16 protein-coding genes are annotated in these 14,638 nt (G+C 39.8%); 1 reads left to right on the top strand and 15 read right to left on the bottom strand.

Annotated elements, in window-relative coordinates:
• Positions 1-45: 45 nt before the first annotated feature.
• From dusC to NYR63_RS01605, 13 genes are all read right to left on the bottom strand, one after another.
• Positions 46-1,005 (bottom strand): tRNA dihydrouridine(16) synthase DusC, encoded by a 960-nt coding sequence (dusC, locus tag NYR63_RS01665; protein WP_279457876.1) that lies wholly within the window; start codon positions 1,003-1,005, stop codon positions 46-48.
• A 75-nt stretch (positions 1,006-1,080) separates the two neighbouring features.
• On the bottom strand, positions 1,081-1,944 hold the full coding sequence (gene djlA, locus NYR63_RS01660) for a co-chaperone DjlA (RefSeq protein WP_279457875.1): 864 nt from the start codon (positions 1,942-1,944) through the stop codon (positions 1,081-1,083).
• Between the two features lie 79 nt (positions 1,945-2,023).
• Positions 2,024-2,911, bottom strand: coding sequence for a DMT family transporter (locus NYR63_RS01655; protein WP_347710245.1), 888 nt, complete (start codon positions 2,909-2,911; stop codon positions 2,024-2,026).
• Between the two features lie 99 nt (positions 2,912-3,010).
• Positions 3,011-3,475 carry a peptidoglycan-associated lipoprotein Pal gene (gene pal, locus NYR63_RS01650; protein WP_279457874.1) on the bottom strand — a complete coding sequence of 155 codons (465 nt, stop codon included), beginning with the start codon at positions 3,473-3,475 and terminating at the stop codon, positions 3,011-3,013.
• Between the two features lie 26 nt (positions 3,476-3,501).
• Positions 3,502-4,782: a Tol-Pal system beta propeller repeat protein TolB gene (gene tolB, locus NYR63_RS01645; protein ID WP_279457873.1), complete on the bottom strand. Its 1,281-nt coding sequence runs from the start codon at positions 4,780-4,782 to the stop codon at positions 3,502-3,504.
• Between the two features lie 17 nt (positions 4,783-4,799).
• Positions 4,800-6,104 carry a cell envelope integrity protein TolA gene (tolA, locus tag NYR63_RS01640; protein ID WP_279457872.1) on the bottom strand — a complete coding sequence of 435 codons (1,305 nt, stop codon included), beginning with the start codon at positions 6,102-6,104 and terminating at the stop codon, positions 4,800-4,802.
• 15 nt (positions 6,105-6,119) lie between these two features.
• Positions 6,120-6,560 (bottom strand): colicin uptake protein TolR, encoded by a 441-nt coding sequence (tolR, locus tag NYR63_RS01635; RefSeq protein ID WP_005600403.1) that lies wholly within the window; start codon positions 6,558-6,560, stop codon positions 6,120-6,122.
• A 76-nt stretch (positions 6,561-6,636) separates the two neighbouring features.
• A complete protein-coding gene (gene tolQ / locus NYR63_RS01630; RefSeq protein ID WP_279457870.1) occupies positions 6,637-7,317 on the bottom strand; it encodes a protein TolQ in 681 nt (226 codons plus the stop codon).
• Positions 7,318-7,351: 34 nt separating this feature from the next.
• On the bottom strand, positions 7,352-7,741 hold the full coding sequence (ybgC, locus tag NYR63_RS01625) for a tol-pal system-associated acyl-CoA thioesterase (protein ID WP_279457869.1): 390 nt from the start codon (positions 7,739-7,741) through the stop codon (positions 7,352-7,354).
• A 151-nt stretch (positions 7,742-7,892) separates the two neighbouring features.
• Positions 7,893-8,183 (bottom strand): cyd operon protein YbgE, encoded by a 291-nt coding sequence (gene ybgE / locus NYR63_RS01620; protein WP_279457868.1) that lies wholly within the window; start codon positions 8,181-8,183, stop codon positions 7,893-7,895.
• Positions 8,184-8,194: 11 nt separating this feature from the next.
• Positions 8,195-8,293, bottom strand: a complete 99-nt coding sequence (locus tag NYR63_RS01615) for a CydX/CbdX family cytochrome bd oxidase small subunit (protein WP_005619000.1) — start codon at positions 8,291-8,293, stop codon at positions 8,195-8,197.
• A 12-nt stretch (positions 8,294-8,305) separates the two neighbouring features.
• Positions 8,306-9,442, bottom strand: coding sequence for a cytochrome d ubiquinol oxidase subunit II (cydB, locus tag NYR63_RS01610; RefSeq protein ID WP_279457867.1), 1,137 nt, complete (start codon positions 9,440-9,442; stop codon positions 8,306-8,308).
• Between the two features lie 12 nt (positions 9,443-9,454).
• The gene (locus tag NYR63_RS01605) at positions 9,455-11,005 is read right to left on the bottom strand and encodes a cytochrome ubiquinol oxidase subunit I (RefSeq protein WP_279457866.1); all 1,551 of its coding nucleotides are present in this window, start codon (positions 11,003-11,005) and stop codon (positions 9,455-9,457) included.
• Between the two features lie 465 nt (positions 11,006-11,470).
• On the opposite strand from NYR63_RS01605, the gene NYR63_RS01600 reads away from it, so the two are divergent.
• Positions 11,471-11,803: a DUF5339 domain-containing protein gene (locus NYR63_RS01600; protein ID WP_279457865.1), complete on the top strand. Its 333-nt coding sequence runs from the start codon at positions 11,471-11,473 to the stop codon at positions 11,801-11,803.
• 107 nt (positions 11,804-11,910) lie between these two features.
• Here NYR63_RS01600 and tcdA read toward each other — a convergent pair whose 3' ends face one another.
• Both tcdA and NYR63_RS01590 read right to left on the bottom strand, forming a co-directional pair.
• Entirely contained in the window at positions 11,911-12,675 is a 765-nt protein-coding gene (gene tcdA / locus NYR63_RS01595; RefSeq protein ID WP_279457864.1) for a tRNA cyclic N6-threonylcarbamoyladenosine(37) synthase TcdA, read from the bottom strand.
• On the bottom strand, positions 12,675-14,618 hold the full coding sequence (locus tag NYR63_RS01590; RefSeq protein WP_279457863.1) for an ABC transporter ATP-binding protein: 1,944 nt from the start codon (positions 14,616-14,618) through the stop codon (positions 12,675-12,677). The genes tcdA and NYR63_RS01590 overlap by 1 nt, the downstream gene beginning before the upstream one ends.
• Positions 14,619-14,638 lie beyond the last annotated feature (20 nt).

Raw genomic sequence — 14,638 nt, 5'->3', positions numbered from 1 at the left:
GCCTTTTCTGTGTATTCTGTGTTTTCCGTGGTTAAAACCCTATTGTTAAATCTCTTGATTTACCGCTCGTTCAATATGCGCTTTTAGCCCGTCATAGCCGTGTTCCGTTTTAAGTATTTGGAACAAATCTTTGGCTTCCGGATATTCTTTATCCAAATAATGTAGCCATTGCTTGATACGTGCAACATGATAAAAGCCCGAGTCATGCTCATTTTCCATATTTACATATTGAAACAGCAATTGCAGTACTTCATTCCATGCCATTTTAGGCTGATTAAATTTCACCACTCGGCTGAGGTTCGGCTTGTTTAATGCACCTCGTCCGATCATTAAACTCGAACAAGCGGTCATATTTTGACAATTTTTTGCAGATTCAAAATCCCAGATTTCGCCATTGGCAATCACAGGAATCGAAAGGCATTTTTGGATTTCGCCGATTGCCTGCCAATTAATTCGTTCCGCTCGATAGCCGTCTTGTTTAGTACGACCGTGTACGGTAATTTCATCTGCACCGCCTTGTACCACCGCATCAGCAATTTCAAAACATTGATCTGCCGAATCCCAGCCTAAACGTACTTTCACCGAAACGATCTGATCCTGTGGAACCGCTTCTCGCATTGCTTTGGTTGCACGATAAATCAAATCCGGGTCTTTTAGCAATGATGCCCCGCCATTACTGCCGTTTACCGTTTTAGACGGACAGCCGCAATTCAAATCTACTCCGTGCGAGCCCAACTCAATCGCCAACTGAGCATTTTCTGCCAGCCATTGCGGATGTTGCCCCAACAACTGTACTCGCACAGGCGTTCCCGAATCGGTTAAACCGTCTTGCAATAATTCGGGCGCAAGGCGATAAAACGCTTTCTTCGGCAATTTTTGATCCACCACTCGCACAAATTCGGAAATACATAGATCGTAATCATTTACGGCGGTGAGTAACTTTCGAACAAAGGGATCAAGCACACCTTGCATAGGTGCTAAAATAACTTTGGGTATATTATTCATTCTCTCTCAATTAAAAAGGAAAGCGGTCAATTTTTGCAAAATTTTTACCAAAAATGACCGCTTGAAATATTACGCTTACTTCCAACCTTTGGTCTTACAAATCAAATCGTAAGCCGCTTGAATTTGTTGTGCTTTTTCTTTTGCCAGCTCCATCATTTCATCCGGTAAACCTTTTGCTGCCAATTTATCCGGATGATGCTCATTCATTAATTTACGATAAGCACGTTTAACCGTATTCTGATCATCATTTTCCGACACGCCCAATACCGTATAGGCATCTTGAACATTCGGGCCACTTGGACGGTAGCCGCCATAATTTCCTTGTGACTGATGAGATGAGCCGCTCTGTTGTTGATATTGTTCTTGATAAAAACTACCGGAACGAAATTGTTGTGCGGCCATTACCATTGCAATCATTTGCTCGAATTGGAAACGACTCATCCCCATCGTTTCGGCAATGGTAAATAAAATTTGCTGCTCATTCGAGTCTAACTGCCCGTCTTGCAATGCCGCTTGCATTTGTACTTCAACGAAGAAACGTAATAAATCGGCACGCTGACCGCAAGCCTCTCTAAATTCCTGAATGACTTGACGCAAAGGAAAATCAGCCTCTTTACCTAAAGTAAATGCTTGTTGGGCGAGCTGTTGAGCATTTGCATCTAACTTAAGACGCACCATTAATTGACGCGCCAAATGAATATCATCTTCCGTCACTCGACCTTTTGCCTTAGCAATATGTCCCAACACTGCAAATGTGGTTTGAGTAAATAATGACTGGCGGGTAAGATTTTTACCGAAAACGGATGAACGAACCGAGCCTAATTCATAAAGTTTTTTATCGGCCAAATGCCCGATAAATAATCCAAGTAAACCGCCAAAAATACCACCGAATAACTTATAGCCAATAAAAAAGCCGATAATTTTTCCAATAAATTGCATATGATTCCTTAATTTCTATTCATAAGAAGAATATTCACTAAAAGTAATAATATTTTAGCTTAAAAAGCTGAAAAAATAATTAAATCTTTCTATTTGTTCTCGTAAACATAAACATCAGTAAGCCGGAAATAAAGACAATTAAATACCCCAAAATACTCCAGCCGTCCGGAAATTGTTCGAATATAAGAGCACCAAGCAATGCGCTAAATAATACGGAAGCATAGCTGTAAATCGAAATATCCTTGGCCGCCGCATACTTATATGCCAATGTCACACAGAACTGACCGACCGTTGCGGTCATACCGGATAAGACTAAATAATTGATTTGAATTGCAGTTATGGGGACGAAATCTAAAAAAACAAATGGCAATAACACGATGGTAGAAAATGCGGAAAAGAAGAATACAATAGTATTTGAAGTTTCCGGCTTGCTTCTCTGCCCTAAAACGCGTAAGCAAAGATAAGCCAACGCCGCAAAAATTGCCCCGATTATCCCGACAAAATACGGCAAAAATCGAATTTCCAAAGCAGGTTTAATAATAAATAGCGCACCGACAAATGCCAATAAGCATAATCCCCATTGTACTAAAGAAGCCTTTTCTTTTAAAAAAATAGCCGACAAAATGATTAAAATAAAGGACGTGAGTTTACCAATCATATCCACATCACTTAATACCAAGTGATCAATAATATAAACTCCGCATAAAATACCGAGTAGTCCGGTAATGGAACGTAACAACAATATTGTTCTGTTTTCCGATTGCCCTAAAAAGGATTGTTTGTTTCGCCAAATTATATAACCGCTAATTAAAGCTGTAATTGCATTACGGAAAATCGCTTTCTCTGCTAGCGGTAGCTCTCCGGCTAAACGCATAAAAAGAGCCATTAGAGAAAAACCTAATGCGGAGAATAAAATACAAATAATTCCCTTAACTAAGGGGGAAATGCGATTCCAAAAGTTCATCATTATCGTTGCAAATAAATGCGGAAATTTAACCGCTTATAAAATAAATAAAGCCCTGAAAATTCAGGGCTTTATTTTGTCTATTCAGTAATGAAATACAAATTAGTATTCTAATACTGCACGACGGTTTTTAGCGTAGTCAGCTTCAGTGTGACCTAACACAGCTGGTTTTTCTTCACCGTAAGAAACAGTTGAAACTTGGTTAGCACCTTTAGTTGCTAAGTAGTTTTTAACTGCATCTGCACGACGTTGACCTAACGCGATGTTGTACTCTGGAGTACCACGTTCGTCAGCGTGACCAGCAACTGTTACTTTACCGTTTGCTGATGTTAAGTATGCAGCGTGTGCATCTAAAAGTTGTTGGTACTCACCTTCAACCGCATAGCTGTCGAAACCGAAGTACACAGTGTTGTAACGAGTTTGTAAATCTTGTGCTGTCATACCGCCAAATTGGCCTGCTGCGCCATTTGCGTTAGCGTTTGCGTTTGCATTGTCTGATGAGCTGCTGCAAGCTGCTAATACGAATGCTGGTGCCGCAATCATCAATACTTTTGCTAGTTTTTTCATTTGTTGCTCCTAAAAAGAATTTTATTTTATTTAGTCAAATACGGTGACCAAGCAGGAAACTTGAATTGTCCACCTGCTCCCGGCAAGTTAGCTTTGAAACGGCCATCTGCGGACACCAATTGTAGCACTTTGCTCGTACCTTTGGTAGAGCTATAGATAACCATAATACCATTTGGCGAAATACTTGGACTTTCATCTAAAAACGTTGAACTTAAAACTTCCGTGCCACCCGAAGCAAGATCACGTTTTACAACTTTATCACCGGCAATCATGATTAAATTCTTACCATCAGACGATACTTTAGCGTTATAGCTACCGCTACCGCCCATAGGGCTTACGCCACCGCCTGATGAACTCATTCTATACACTTGCGGCGAACCAGCTCGGTCTGAAGTAAAGTAGATTGTACTACCGTCAGGAGACCAACTCGGCTCGGTATTATTTCCCGCATTCGCTGTTAATTTCGATGGAGAACCGCCACCTGCACCAACAACATAAATATTCAACTCACCGTCTTGGTTTGACGCAAATGCAATACGTGAACCGTCAGGAGAGAATGCTGGCGCACCATTATGTCCTTTTAACGCCGCCACTACACGACGAGAACCGGAACGCAAGTCATGTACCACCACTTGAGCTTTTTTATTCTCAAAAGTTACATAGGCCAGTTTACCACCTTCCGGCGACCACTCCGGCGACATTAACGGTTCTTTACTTTTCACTACCGTAAAAGCATTATAACCGTCATAATCGGATACGCGCAATTCGTATGATGATACACCACGTTGTACCACATATGCAATTTTTGTTCTGAATGCACCGCGAATCTGTGTGATTTTTTCAAATACTTGGTCACTTACTGTATGCGCACCTTGACGAATCTGCGCTGCTGGTACATTAAAAGAACCTTGTGCAAGCACTGCAGCCGGATTACTTAACGTATCAACTAATTGATAAGCAACATTATAACCGCCGCCGGCCGGACTCACTTGACCGACAACAACCGTATCTACCCCGATGTCTGTCCATTGTTGAGAATTCACTTCTGCAGCCGAACCGGGCTGTGCAGGTAATTTAGAACGTTCTACAGGGGTAAACTTACCGCTATTACGTAAGTCATCAGCAACGATTTGCCCCACATCAGCAGGTACTCCGCCATTTGCTTTAAATGGAACAACCGCAATAGGTTGTGCCATACTGACGCCCTCATCAACTGAAATCACTACATCGGAATCAGCCATAGCAAAATGGCTAAAAACTAATGTAAAAACGCCGATAATACTCGTTAAACGAGATTTTAATTTCATTTTAAACCTCTAGGTTATTATAAAACTTTCAAACCAAATTTAATAATCGGAGATTTATATTTATTATAAGTCTCTTCATTTGGTGCTCTAGGTACATTTCTTGCCGCACTAATTGCAGTTACCGCCGCGCGACAAATATCATCCGGACCTGATAATACTTGATGATTAGTGATATTACCTGCCGGGTCAATAAAGATCTTAACTTGGCATTCACGTCCGCTAAAACTCGGATCTACACGATAAGTCCTTGCTAATTTTTTCTTAATTAGCTGAGCATATCCGGTATCCGCAACACCTTTTCCATCTCCGATCCCCTTGGAATTGCCATTGCCTTGTGAACCCGCAGTATTTTTATTGCCGCCTTTACTAGAACCGCCACCAATATCTCCGCCACTTAGGAAGTCATCGAGTGCTTTACTATTTTTAGCTTGAGTGGCTTTTGCTGCAGCATCCGCTTTAGCTTTTGCATCGGCAGCCGCTTTCGCTTTTGCTTTTGCTTCTTTCTCAGCTTTTTCTTTAGCTTCTTTTTCTGCCTTAGCATTGGCTTCTTTTTCGGCTTTAGCCTTAGCTTCTTTTTCCGCCTTCGCTTTGGCTTCTTTCTCCGCTTTTTCTTTAGCTTCTTTTTCTGCCTTCGCTTTAGCTTCTTTCTCTGCTTTTTCTTTGGCTTCCTTTTCAGCTTTTAGCTTCGCTTCTTTTTCTGCTTGCTTTTGTTCTTCAAGTTTCTTTTGCTGCTCAAGTTTTTTCTGAGCTTCTTTTGCCTTTTTCTCTTCTTCAGCCGCTTTTGCCGCAGCCTCTAAATTCTTAGCTTCCGCTTCAGCTTTTAGACGAGCAGCTTCTGCAGCTTTCTTACGTGTAGCCTCTTCCGCTTGCTCTTTTTTGAGCTGTTCTTGTTTTGCAATCTCTTGCTGACGTTTTTCTTCCGCCTTTTGACGCTGCTCTTCTTTACGTTGCTCTTCTTGCTTTTTCTGCTCTTCAATCATTGCAACACGTTGTTGTTCTTTCGCCTGTTCTTCAGCTATTTCCTGAGGTGTAGGTTCTTCCTCTGCTACTTCTTCCTCCGGTTTCGGTTCTTCTTTTTCCTCTACCTTCGGTTTAGCATTGCCTTTTTTATCAGATTTTAAACGCCCATACTCAGCAGCAACCTGCCCGGTATCAACCATTACCGCCTCAAACTCTTCTCCACTTCCGCCACTACCGCCGGCTGCTTCCTCCAACGTAGTTTTAGTAAAAAATGAACCGAGTATCAACAATCCAATCAACAATGCATGTAATAGAATTGAAACTATAACCGCCAGTTCCAGTCTGTCGTTTTTAGATTTCACACATTATCCTTGCTTTTATTTGCCCTGAGTCATTAATCCTGCGTTTTTAATACCTGCGTCTTTTAAAAGAACAATCCCTTTAATCACTTCTTCATAAGGAATATTTTTTTCCGCAGCTACAAGGAAAAGAGTATTCGGGTCTTTTTGAAACGCCTCTCCGGCATATGCAATAACTTCTTGTTCGCCAAGATCTTCTTGACCGTTACTGCCCTGAACAAAATTGCCATCAATTTTTAATTTATACAAACCTACATCGGCAACTTGTAAAATGACTGGGGTTTTATCTTCATTAGATACCGATTGACTATGCTTATCTTCCGGTAAATTTACTTCGACGCTTTGGCTAATAACCGGCGCTGTTGCCATAAAGATAAGTAATAGAACAAGCAATACGTCCAAAAAAGGAACGATATTGATTTCAGATTTAATGTCATTACGTTTACGACGGTAAGACATATTTTCCTCTTATATATTAGTGAATATAAGATCCGAACTGTGTTCGGATCTACTGATGATTTATCAACAAACTCTATTATTTTTTAGAGAAAGCCTGACGATGTAAGATCGTTGTAAACTCATCGATAAAGTTCGCGTACTCTTGCTCTAATTTATTTACACGTAAACTTAAACGGTTATATGCCATAACGGCAGGAATCGCCGCGAATAAACCGATAGCCGTTGCAATAAGCGCTTCCGCAATACCCGGAGCAACCGATTGTAATGTCGCTTGTTTTACCGCACTTAATCCCATAAATGAGTGCATAATACCCCACACCGTACCGAATAAACCGATATACGGGCTAATTGAGCCTACCGTACCTAAAAACGGAATGTAACTTTCTAAGTTTTCAACTTCACGATTAAGCGCAAGATTCATTGCACGGCTAGAACCTTTCATTGTTGCTTCAGGTGCATCCGAGTTTACTTGTTGTAAACGCATATATTCTTTAAAACCGGCATAAAAAATTTGTTCTGAACCGTTCAGAGCATCACGACGATTTTCTAGCCCTTCATGCAAGCGATGTAAATCTTCGCCCGACCAGAATTTATTTTCAAACGCTAACGCATTTTTCTTTGCTTCCGTTAAAACTCTGCTGCGTTGAATAATGACAGCCCAAGATAAAATCGAGAAGCTGATTAAAATCAAGATAACAATTTTAACCACGATACTTGCCTGCATAAATAACGAGACAAGATTAAATTCAGTTTCCATTTAGTAAAACTCCAAATAAATAATTTGCTAAAAATTAGACCGCTTGTAGGACTTGTCTGATCTCGACAGGAATAGCTACAGGCTTCATTTTGGTTAAATCAACACTTGCAACGGTAACAAGGGCTGAACTCAAACAAGTATCATCTCTCCATAGCTGTTGCCGAAAAATAATCGTTGCTTTTTTTAACTCGATTATCTCTGTTTCAACACGGAGTAAATCATCAAGACGAGCCGGAATTTTGTAATCAATTTCTAACTTCTTGACAACAAAAGCAAACGACTTAACCAATAATTCTTGTTGAGAGAAACCCATTTGACGTAAAAACTCGGTACGTGCACGCTCAAAGAAACAAATGTAATTGGCATGATAAACCACACCGCCTGCATCCGTGTCCTCATAATACACTCTAATAGGGAAATTCATTCTACTTCCAAAAATTCGCAAAAATGAAAAACGCCCAAAAATTAGGCGTAAATTGCCAGCTATTTTAGAGAGAGAAAAATCGTTGTGCAATAGGAAAATGAAAATATTTTTTGAAAAGAAAATTAATAAAATAGTATGAGTTTATCTCATACTATCGTAAAGAAATTAAATACGCTAACGAACTTAAAATAATTAGGTAGCCTAGCAATGGAAGAAAGACTGTTTTCCAAAATTTATGTCTAATTTCAAAGCCAATTCCGTGAATCCATAAGATAGTCATACCATAAAAAGTAATTATAGCTCGATATACAGCTAAACCGCCAAAATGTTGTGCAAATAGATTTGAATTCATCATGATCATTACAAACATAGCGGAAGCTAAAATAAAAGAAAGGGCTTTTAACCAGCCCTTTCTTGTTATGTCATAGAGCGAATGGATCATTCACTATAACCTTATTCGTCAAATTTGCCTGTTTTCTCAATGCTTACAGTAATTACCGTTGCAAAAAGAATCGCAAGTAAAACGCCTAATACCCAAGTTACATAAAACATCTGTTTATCTCCTTAGTATGCACTTGCTTTGTTATCTTCTAAGTATTTAGCATCTAAACGACCATACATTTTGAAGTATGACCACGTAGTATAAGCTAATACTAAAGGTACAAAAATACATGCAACAACTAACATTACCGTTAATGTATATTGGCTAGCTGTCGAATCCCAAACCGTTAAACTCATTTCAGGATGAGATATTGACGGCATAATGAATGGGAACATTGATACTGCAGCAGTCACAATCACACCAATCAGCATAATTGATGATGAGAAGAACGCAAAGCCTGAACGATTCGCTTTAGAAGCCACAATCGTTAATAATGATCCTAGTACCGCTAATGCAGGAACCACCCATAATACAGGCATTTCAGCAAAGTTTCTGAACCATGCGGCACTTTCAACAGCAACAGTTTTATCCGTTAAGAATGACGGTGCATTGTGATCTAAATTGCTTGTAATTACAAAACCATCTTTGAATGATAACCAAACACCGGCTAATACGAACGCAACCAATACAACTGCTGCGGTTAATTGAGCGGTTGCTCTCGCACGATTACGCAGATCGCCTGTCGTTTTCATTTGTAACCACGTAGCACCTTGCGTAGTAAGCATCATTAAACTTACAACACCACATAATAGTGCGAACGGATTTAATAAACCGAAGAACGAACCGGTATATACCACTTGGTTAAGGTTATTAAATTCGAACGGTACGCCTTGTAATAAATTACCGAACGCTACTCCGAAAATTAATGACGGAACAAAACCACCGATAAATAAGCCCCAGTCCCAAGCATTACGCCATTTCGGACTATCAATTTTAGCTCGATACTCGAAACCTACCGGACGGAAAAATAATGCCGCCAGCACTAGAATCATCGCTAAATAGAAACCGGAGAATGATGTCGCATAAACTGTAGGCCATGCTGCAAAAATCGCACCACCGGCAGTTAATAACCATACTTGGTTACCATCCCAGTGAGGAGCAATGGTATTAATCATCACTCGACGTTCAACATTACTTTTACCAATCACCGGTAATAATGTTAATACGCCCATATCAAAACCGTCTGTAATCGCAAAACCGATTAGCAATACGACAATCAGAATCCACCAAATAAAGCGGAGAATTTCATAATCGATCATTGTACACTCCTATTATTTTGTAGATTGTTCAAAATGATAACGACCTGTCTTCAATGCACTTGGACCAAGTCTGCCATATTTAAACATTAAATACATCTCAACCACGAGGAAGATAGTATATAAGCCGCAAAGTAAACCGATTGAGATCCAAAGATCTGTCGTCGTTAATGCAGAATTTGATACGCCTGTCGGTAACATTTCATAAATTGCCCACGGCTGACGACCATATTCAGCTAAGAACCAACCTGATTCAATTGCAATCCACGGAAGCGGAATACCCCATAACATTGCTTTTAGGAATAAGCGGTTTTTACCCACTGTACCGCGCATATTTTGGATAAACGCAAAACCGATAAGTAAAAGCATTAATCCGCCGGATGCCATCATAATACGGAATGCCCAGAAAGTAGGACCTACATTAGGAATTGTACTTGCCGCAGCTTTTTGAATTTGCTCTTCCGTCGCATCAACTACGTTTGGCGTATATTGTTTAAGTAACAAACCGAAGCCCAAGTCTTTTTGAACGGCTTGGAATGCCGCTTTTTCTTCCGCAGTATAATTACCCGTACGTAATTTTTCGAGCAATGCGTATGCTTGAATACCGGTACGAACACGTTGTTCATTGATCGCACGAATATCTTTTAAACCTTTAATTTCGGTATCAAAAGAACGAGTTGCAATGATACCCGCCATATATGGAATATGAATTGAGAACTCATTTTTCATTTCAGCCGTATTCGGAAGTACTACCACGTTCCAAGCAGCCGGTGCAGGTTGAGTTTCAAATTCCCCTTCCATTGCGGCAAGTTTAGTCGGTTGAGCTTTACCGATTTCATAACCCGATTCGTCACCCATAATAGCAACTGAAATAATTGCCACTAAACCGAAGCTTGCTCCCACAGAGAATGAACGTTTAGCAAAACCGAGATCCTGACCTTTTAAGATATAGTAAGCACTAATACCTAATACGAATACCGCACCGCAAGTATAGCCCGCAGTTACCGTATGTAAGAACTTAGATTGAGTTACCGGATTTAATACTAGCTCAGAGAAACTTACAAGCTCCATTCGCATGGTTTCAAAGTTAAACTCAGAACCCACCGGGTTTTGCATCCAACCGTTCGCAACAAGAATCCATAAAGCCGAAAGATTAGAACCGAAAGCCACCGCATAAGTTGCCAATAAGTGTTTAGCTTTTGATAAACGATCCCAACCGAAGAAGAACAAACCGATGAAGGTTGATTCCAAGAAGAACGCCATTAAGCCTTCAATCGCTAACGGAGCACCGAAGATATCACCAACATAGTGAGAATAATATGACCAGTTCATACCAAACTGGAATTCCATTGTAATACCAGTTGTTACACCTAGAGCAAAGTTAATACCGAATAACTTACCCCAGAATTTAGTCATATCTTTATAAACTTCTTTTCCTGTCGTTACATAAAGAGTTTCCATTACTACAAGTACAAAAGAAAGACCTAATGTTAACGGCACGAATAAGAAGTGATAGAGTGCAGTTAATGCAAACTGCAAGCGAGAGAGTTCAACAATGTCTAACATCTCAGACCTCTTATAAAGTACAATATTTATTATTATTGATTATTTAAAACAACAAATAATCACCCAACAGAATTTTGACCTAAAACAAACACCTAATACTAATTAGGTATTTAATTTCTTTAGAATCCGCTCTCTATTCTAACCTTAAATTTAAAATTTAAAAATAGCCAATTTGTTACATCAATCACATTTCGGATAAAAGTTTTATCACTTGTTTATTACTTGTTAAAAACTTGGATATTTTTATTTAAAAAAATGTTTATTTTTATTTATTAAAAAGCGTCTTTATTTGGATACTTAGAAGTTTATCTCACATAAAAATTGACATAAATCAAATTAACAGATCTAAAAAGATCCCTTGGCTTCATATTTTGGCGTGACTTTTATTTTTCATTTGATATAATCGAAAAATCTTCATAATTTAAATGATAGTTTTCATCTATAACAAAAAAAGGTAAAACCATAATGTTAAAAAAAGTTATCACCTCCGGTATGGTTAGTGCCGTGCTTATCGCTACTATTCAGAATGCCGTAGCCGATATGAAAACATCTTCACTTTCTATGGCGAAACCTTCCGTGAGTAAACATTTGCCGTCTCAGTGCCAACAAATGTTTAGTGTTGCACATAAACTTGTTTCTGATGCAGAAAAACAACCCGGTACGCATACTCAGGTTCAAAAAATGAAAAATAAGTTATCTTCCACTAAAGAAGAAATCTTAAAAATGGAAACCGAAATGCAAGAAAAAAGCTGTAATAAAGGTTTAACCGCTCTCAATACATTGAAACAAAAACATTAATATAATTAGATTAAAAGCCTCTGAATATTTTCAGAGGCTTTTATATTTAAAACTGAATTTGATCCGTTTTTACTCTTTTCAAAACTTTTGCAAAATCCGTCCGCTTATTACGCTTTCAATAACTTATCAATAACTCGGCTCACGGCAAAAAAACCGAAGGTAGCCGTTACCATTGTCACTGCACCAAAACCGTTTGCACAGTTCATCGTTGCGGATACTTCACAGCCCTCACCCATTTTTGGGAAAATCAGTGGTTGCGTAGAGAATACACAGTCAATGCCAAACTTACGTTTTGGGTTTTGGCTAAAGTTATATTCCTTACGTAATAACGAACGCACTTTAGATGCAAGCGGATCCTGAATCGTTTTACTTAAATCGGTAATTTGAATCTGAGTCGGATCGGTCTGACCGCCTGCGCCGCCTGTAGTAATCATTCTGATCTTATTGCGCTTACAGTAAGCGATGAGTGCAGCTTTAGTTTTCACCGAGTCAATTGCATCAATCACATAATCATAACCACGATTCAAATATTCGGGGATATTCTCCGGTGTGATGAAATCATCAATAATTTCCACCACACATTCGGGATTAACCCGCTCAATACGTTCTTTCATCGCTTCGGTTTTTAATTGTGCGATTGTGCCAGTCATCGCGTGAATTTGGCGATTAATATTCGTAACACAGATGTCATCCATATCAATCATCGTAATTTTACCGATGCCCGAACGAGCAAGTGCTTCCACCGCCCAAGAACCAACACCGCCGATCCCAATCACGCAAATATGCGCTTGGCGTAATTTAGCTAAGCCTTCCGGCGTATAAAGTCGCCCGATTCCACCAAAACGTTGTTCGTAATTATCAATTCGAGCCATTATAGATTCCCATTTTTAATATTTTCTAATGCTTCCCAACGCTCGAAAGCGGCTTCTAACGCCATTTCCGCATCCGCCAGTTTTTGTAATTGTGCTTGCGTATAACTTGGATCTTTACTGAAAAAGTCTGCGCTATTAACTTCCGCCTGCAAACTTTCCATTTCCGCTTCTAAGGCTTCCATTTTTGCCGGTAATTCGTCTAACTCTCTTTGATCTTTATACGAGAGTTTTACCTTTTTAGCCGGTTCCGACTTAGCTACAAGCGGTTGTTTTTCTTCTGCTTTTTGCAAAATTTCCGCAGAATTTGACCGCTTGTTCGGCTGGTTCTGCGCAAGCGTGGCGTGGTAGTTTTCTTGTTGCTGTTTCGCATCAAAATAACCGCCCACGTATTTATTTAATACGCCGTTACCTTCAAAGAAATAACATTCCGTTACGGTATTGTCGATAAATTGACGGTCGTGGCTCACAATCAGCAATGTACCTTGATAATCCGCTAATAACTCTTCCAATAACTCAAGGGTTTCAACATCTAAGTCATTGGTTGGTTCGTCCAGAATCAACAAGTTATTCGGCTTAAGCAATAATTTAGCCAGTAATAAACGATTACGCTCACCGCCCGATAAGGCTTTCACCGGTGTCATAGCACGTTTTGGTGGGAACAAGAAATCTTGTAGATAACCTAACACGTGGCGTTTTACCCCGTTTACTTCTACGTCTTGTTTGCCATCCGCTACGTTATCCATTACCGTTTTTTCAAGATCAAGTTCGGCACGATATTGGTCGAAGTAAGCCACTTCCAGTTTCGTACCACAACGAATTGAGCCTGAAGTCGGTTGCAACTCGCCTAATAACAATTTGATAAAAGTAGTTTTTCCGCAGCCGTTTGCTCCAACTAACGCAATTTTATCGCCTCGTTGAATTGTGGTTGTGAAGTTTTTCAGCAAGGTTTTACCTTCAATTTCATAACTTGCATTTTCCACTTCGAATACGATTTTGCCGGAACGTGCGGTTTGATCGATTTGAATTTTAGCGGTTCCCTGTACTTCTCGACGATTGCGGCGTTCTTCACGTAAAGCTTTTAATGCTCGCACGCGACCTTCATTACGGGTACGGCGAGCTTTGATGCCTTGACGAATCCATACTTCTTCTTGTGCTAATTTTTTATCGAACAGCTCATTTTGTAACGCCTCGACACGCAAATCTTCCGCTTTAGTTTCTAAATACACATCGTAATTACTTGGATAAGAAACTAGCTTACCTCGGTCAAGATCGACAATGCGGGTCGCCATCTTGCGAATAAACGAACGGTCGTGCGAAATAAAGATGATCGAGCCTTTAAAATTGAGTAATAAATCCTCAAGCCAAGTAATTGCTTCCACATCCAAATGGTTGGTCGGTTCATCTAATAACAAAATATCCGGATCTGCTACCAATGCACGAGCTAATGCCGCACGGCGAACCCAACCGCCCGATAATTCGCATAAACGTTTATCCGGCTCCAATTCCAATAATTTAAGAGTATCTTGAATACGATTCTCAAACTGCCAACCGTTATTATGCTCAAGCTGTGCCTGTACATTCGATAATTTGGCTAATAGCTCATCACTATAATCAGTCTGCATTTGTTGCGAAATGTGGTGATATTGCTTTAATAAGTCGCTAAGATGCGCAATTCCTTCCGCCACATAATCAAATACCGTATCTTGAATATGACGAGGCGGATCTTGCTCAAGGCGAGTCACCACAATATCTTTTTCAAAAATCAGTTTACCGTCATCCAGCTGAACTTCGCCTGCTAACACTTTCATCAGCGTGGATTTTCCCACCCCGTTGCGTCCAACCAAACAAACACGCTCGCCCGGTTCAATATGTAATTCCGTATGATCCAATAACGGATGATCGCCAAAACCTAAATAGGCATTGGATAAATTTAGTAGTGCCATATTATTTCTCGATAATTATA

It is taken from the genome of Actinobacillus genomosp. 1 (assembly GCF_029774175.1).
Lineage (GTDB): Bacteria > Pseudomonadota > Gammaproteobacteria > Enterobacterales > Pasteurellaceae > Actinobacillus.
This window is presented reverse-complemented; position numbering and strand designations above follow the sequence as displayed.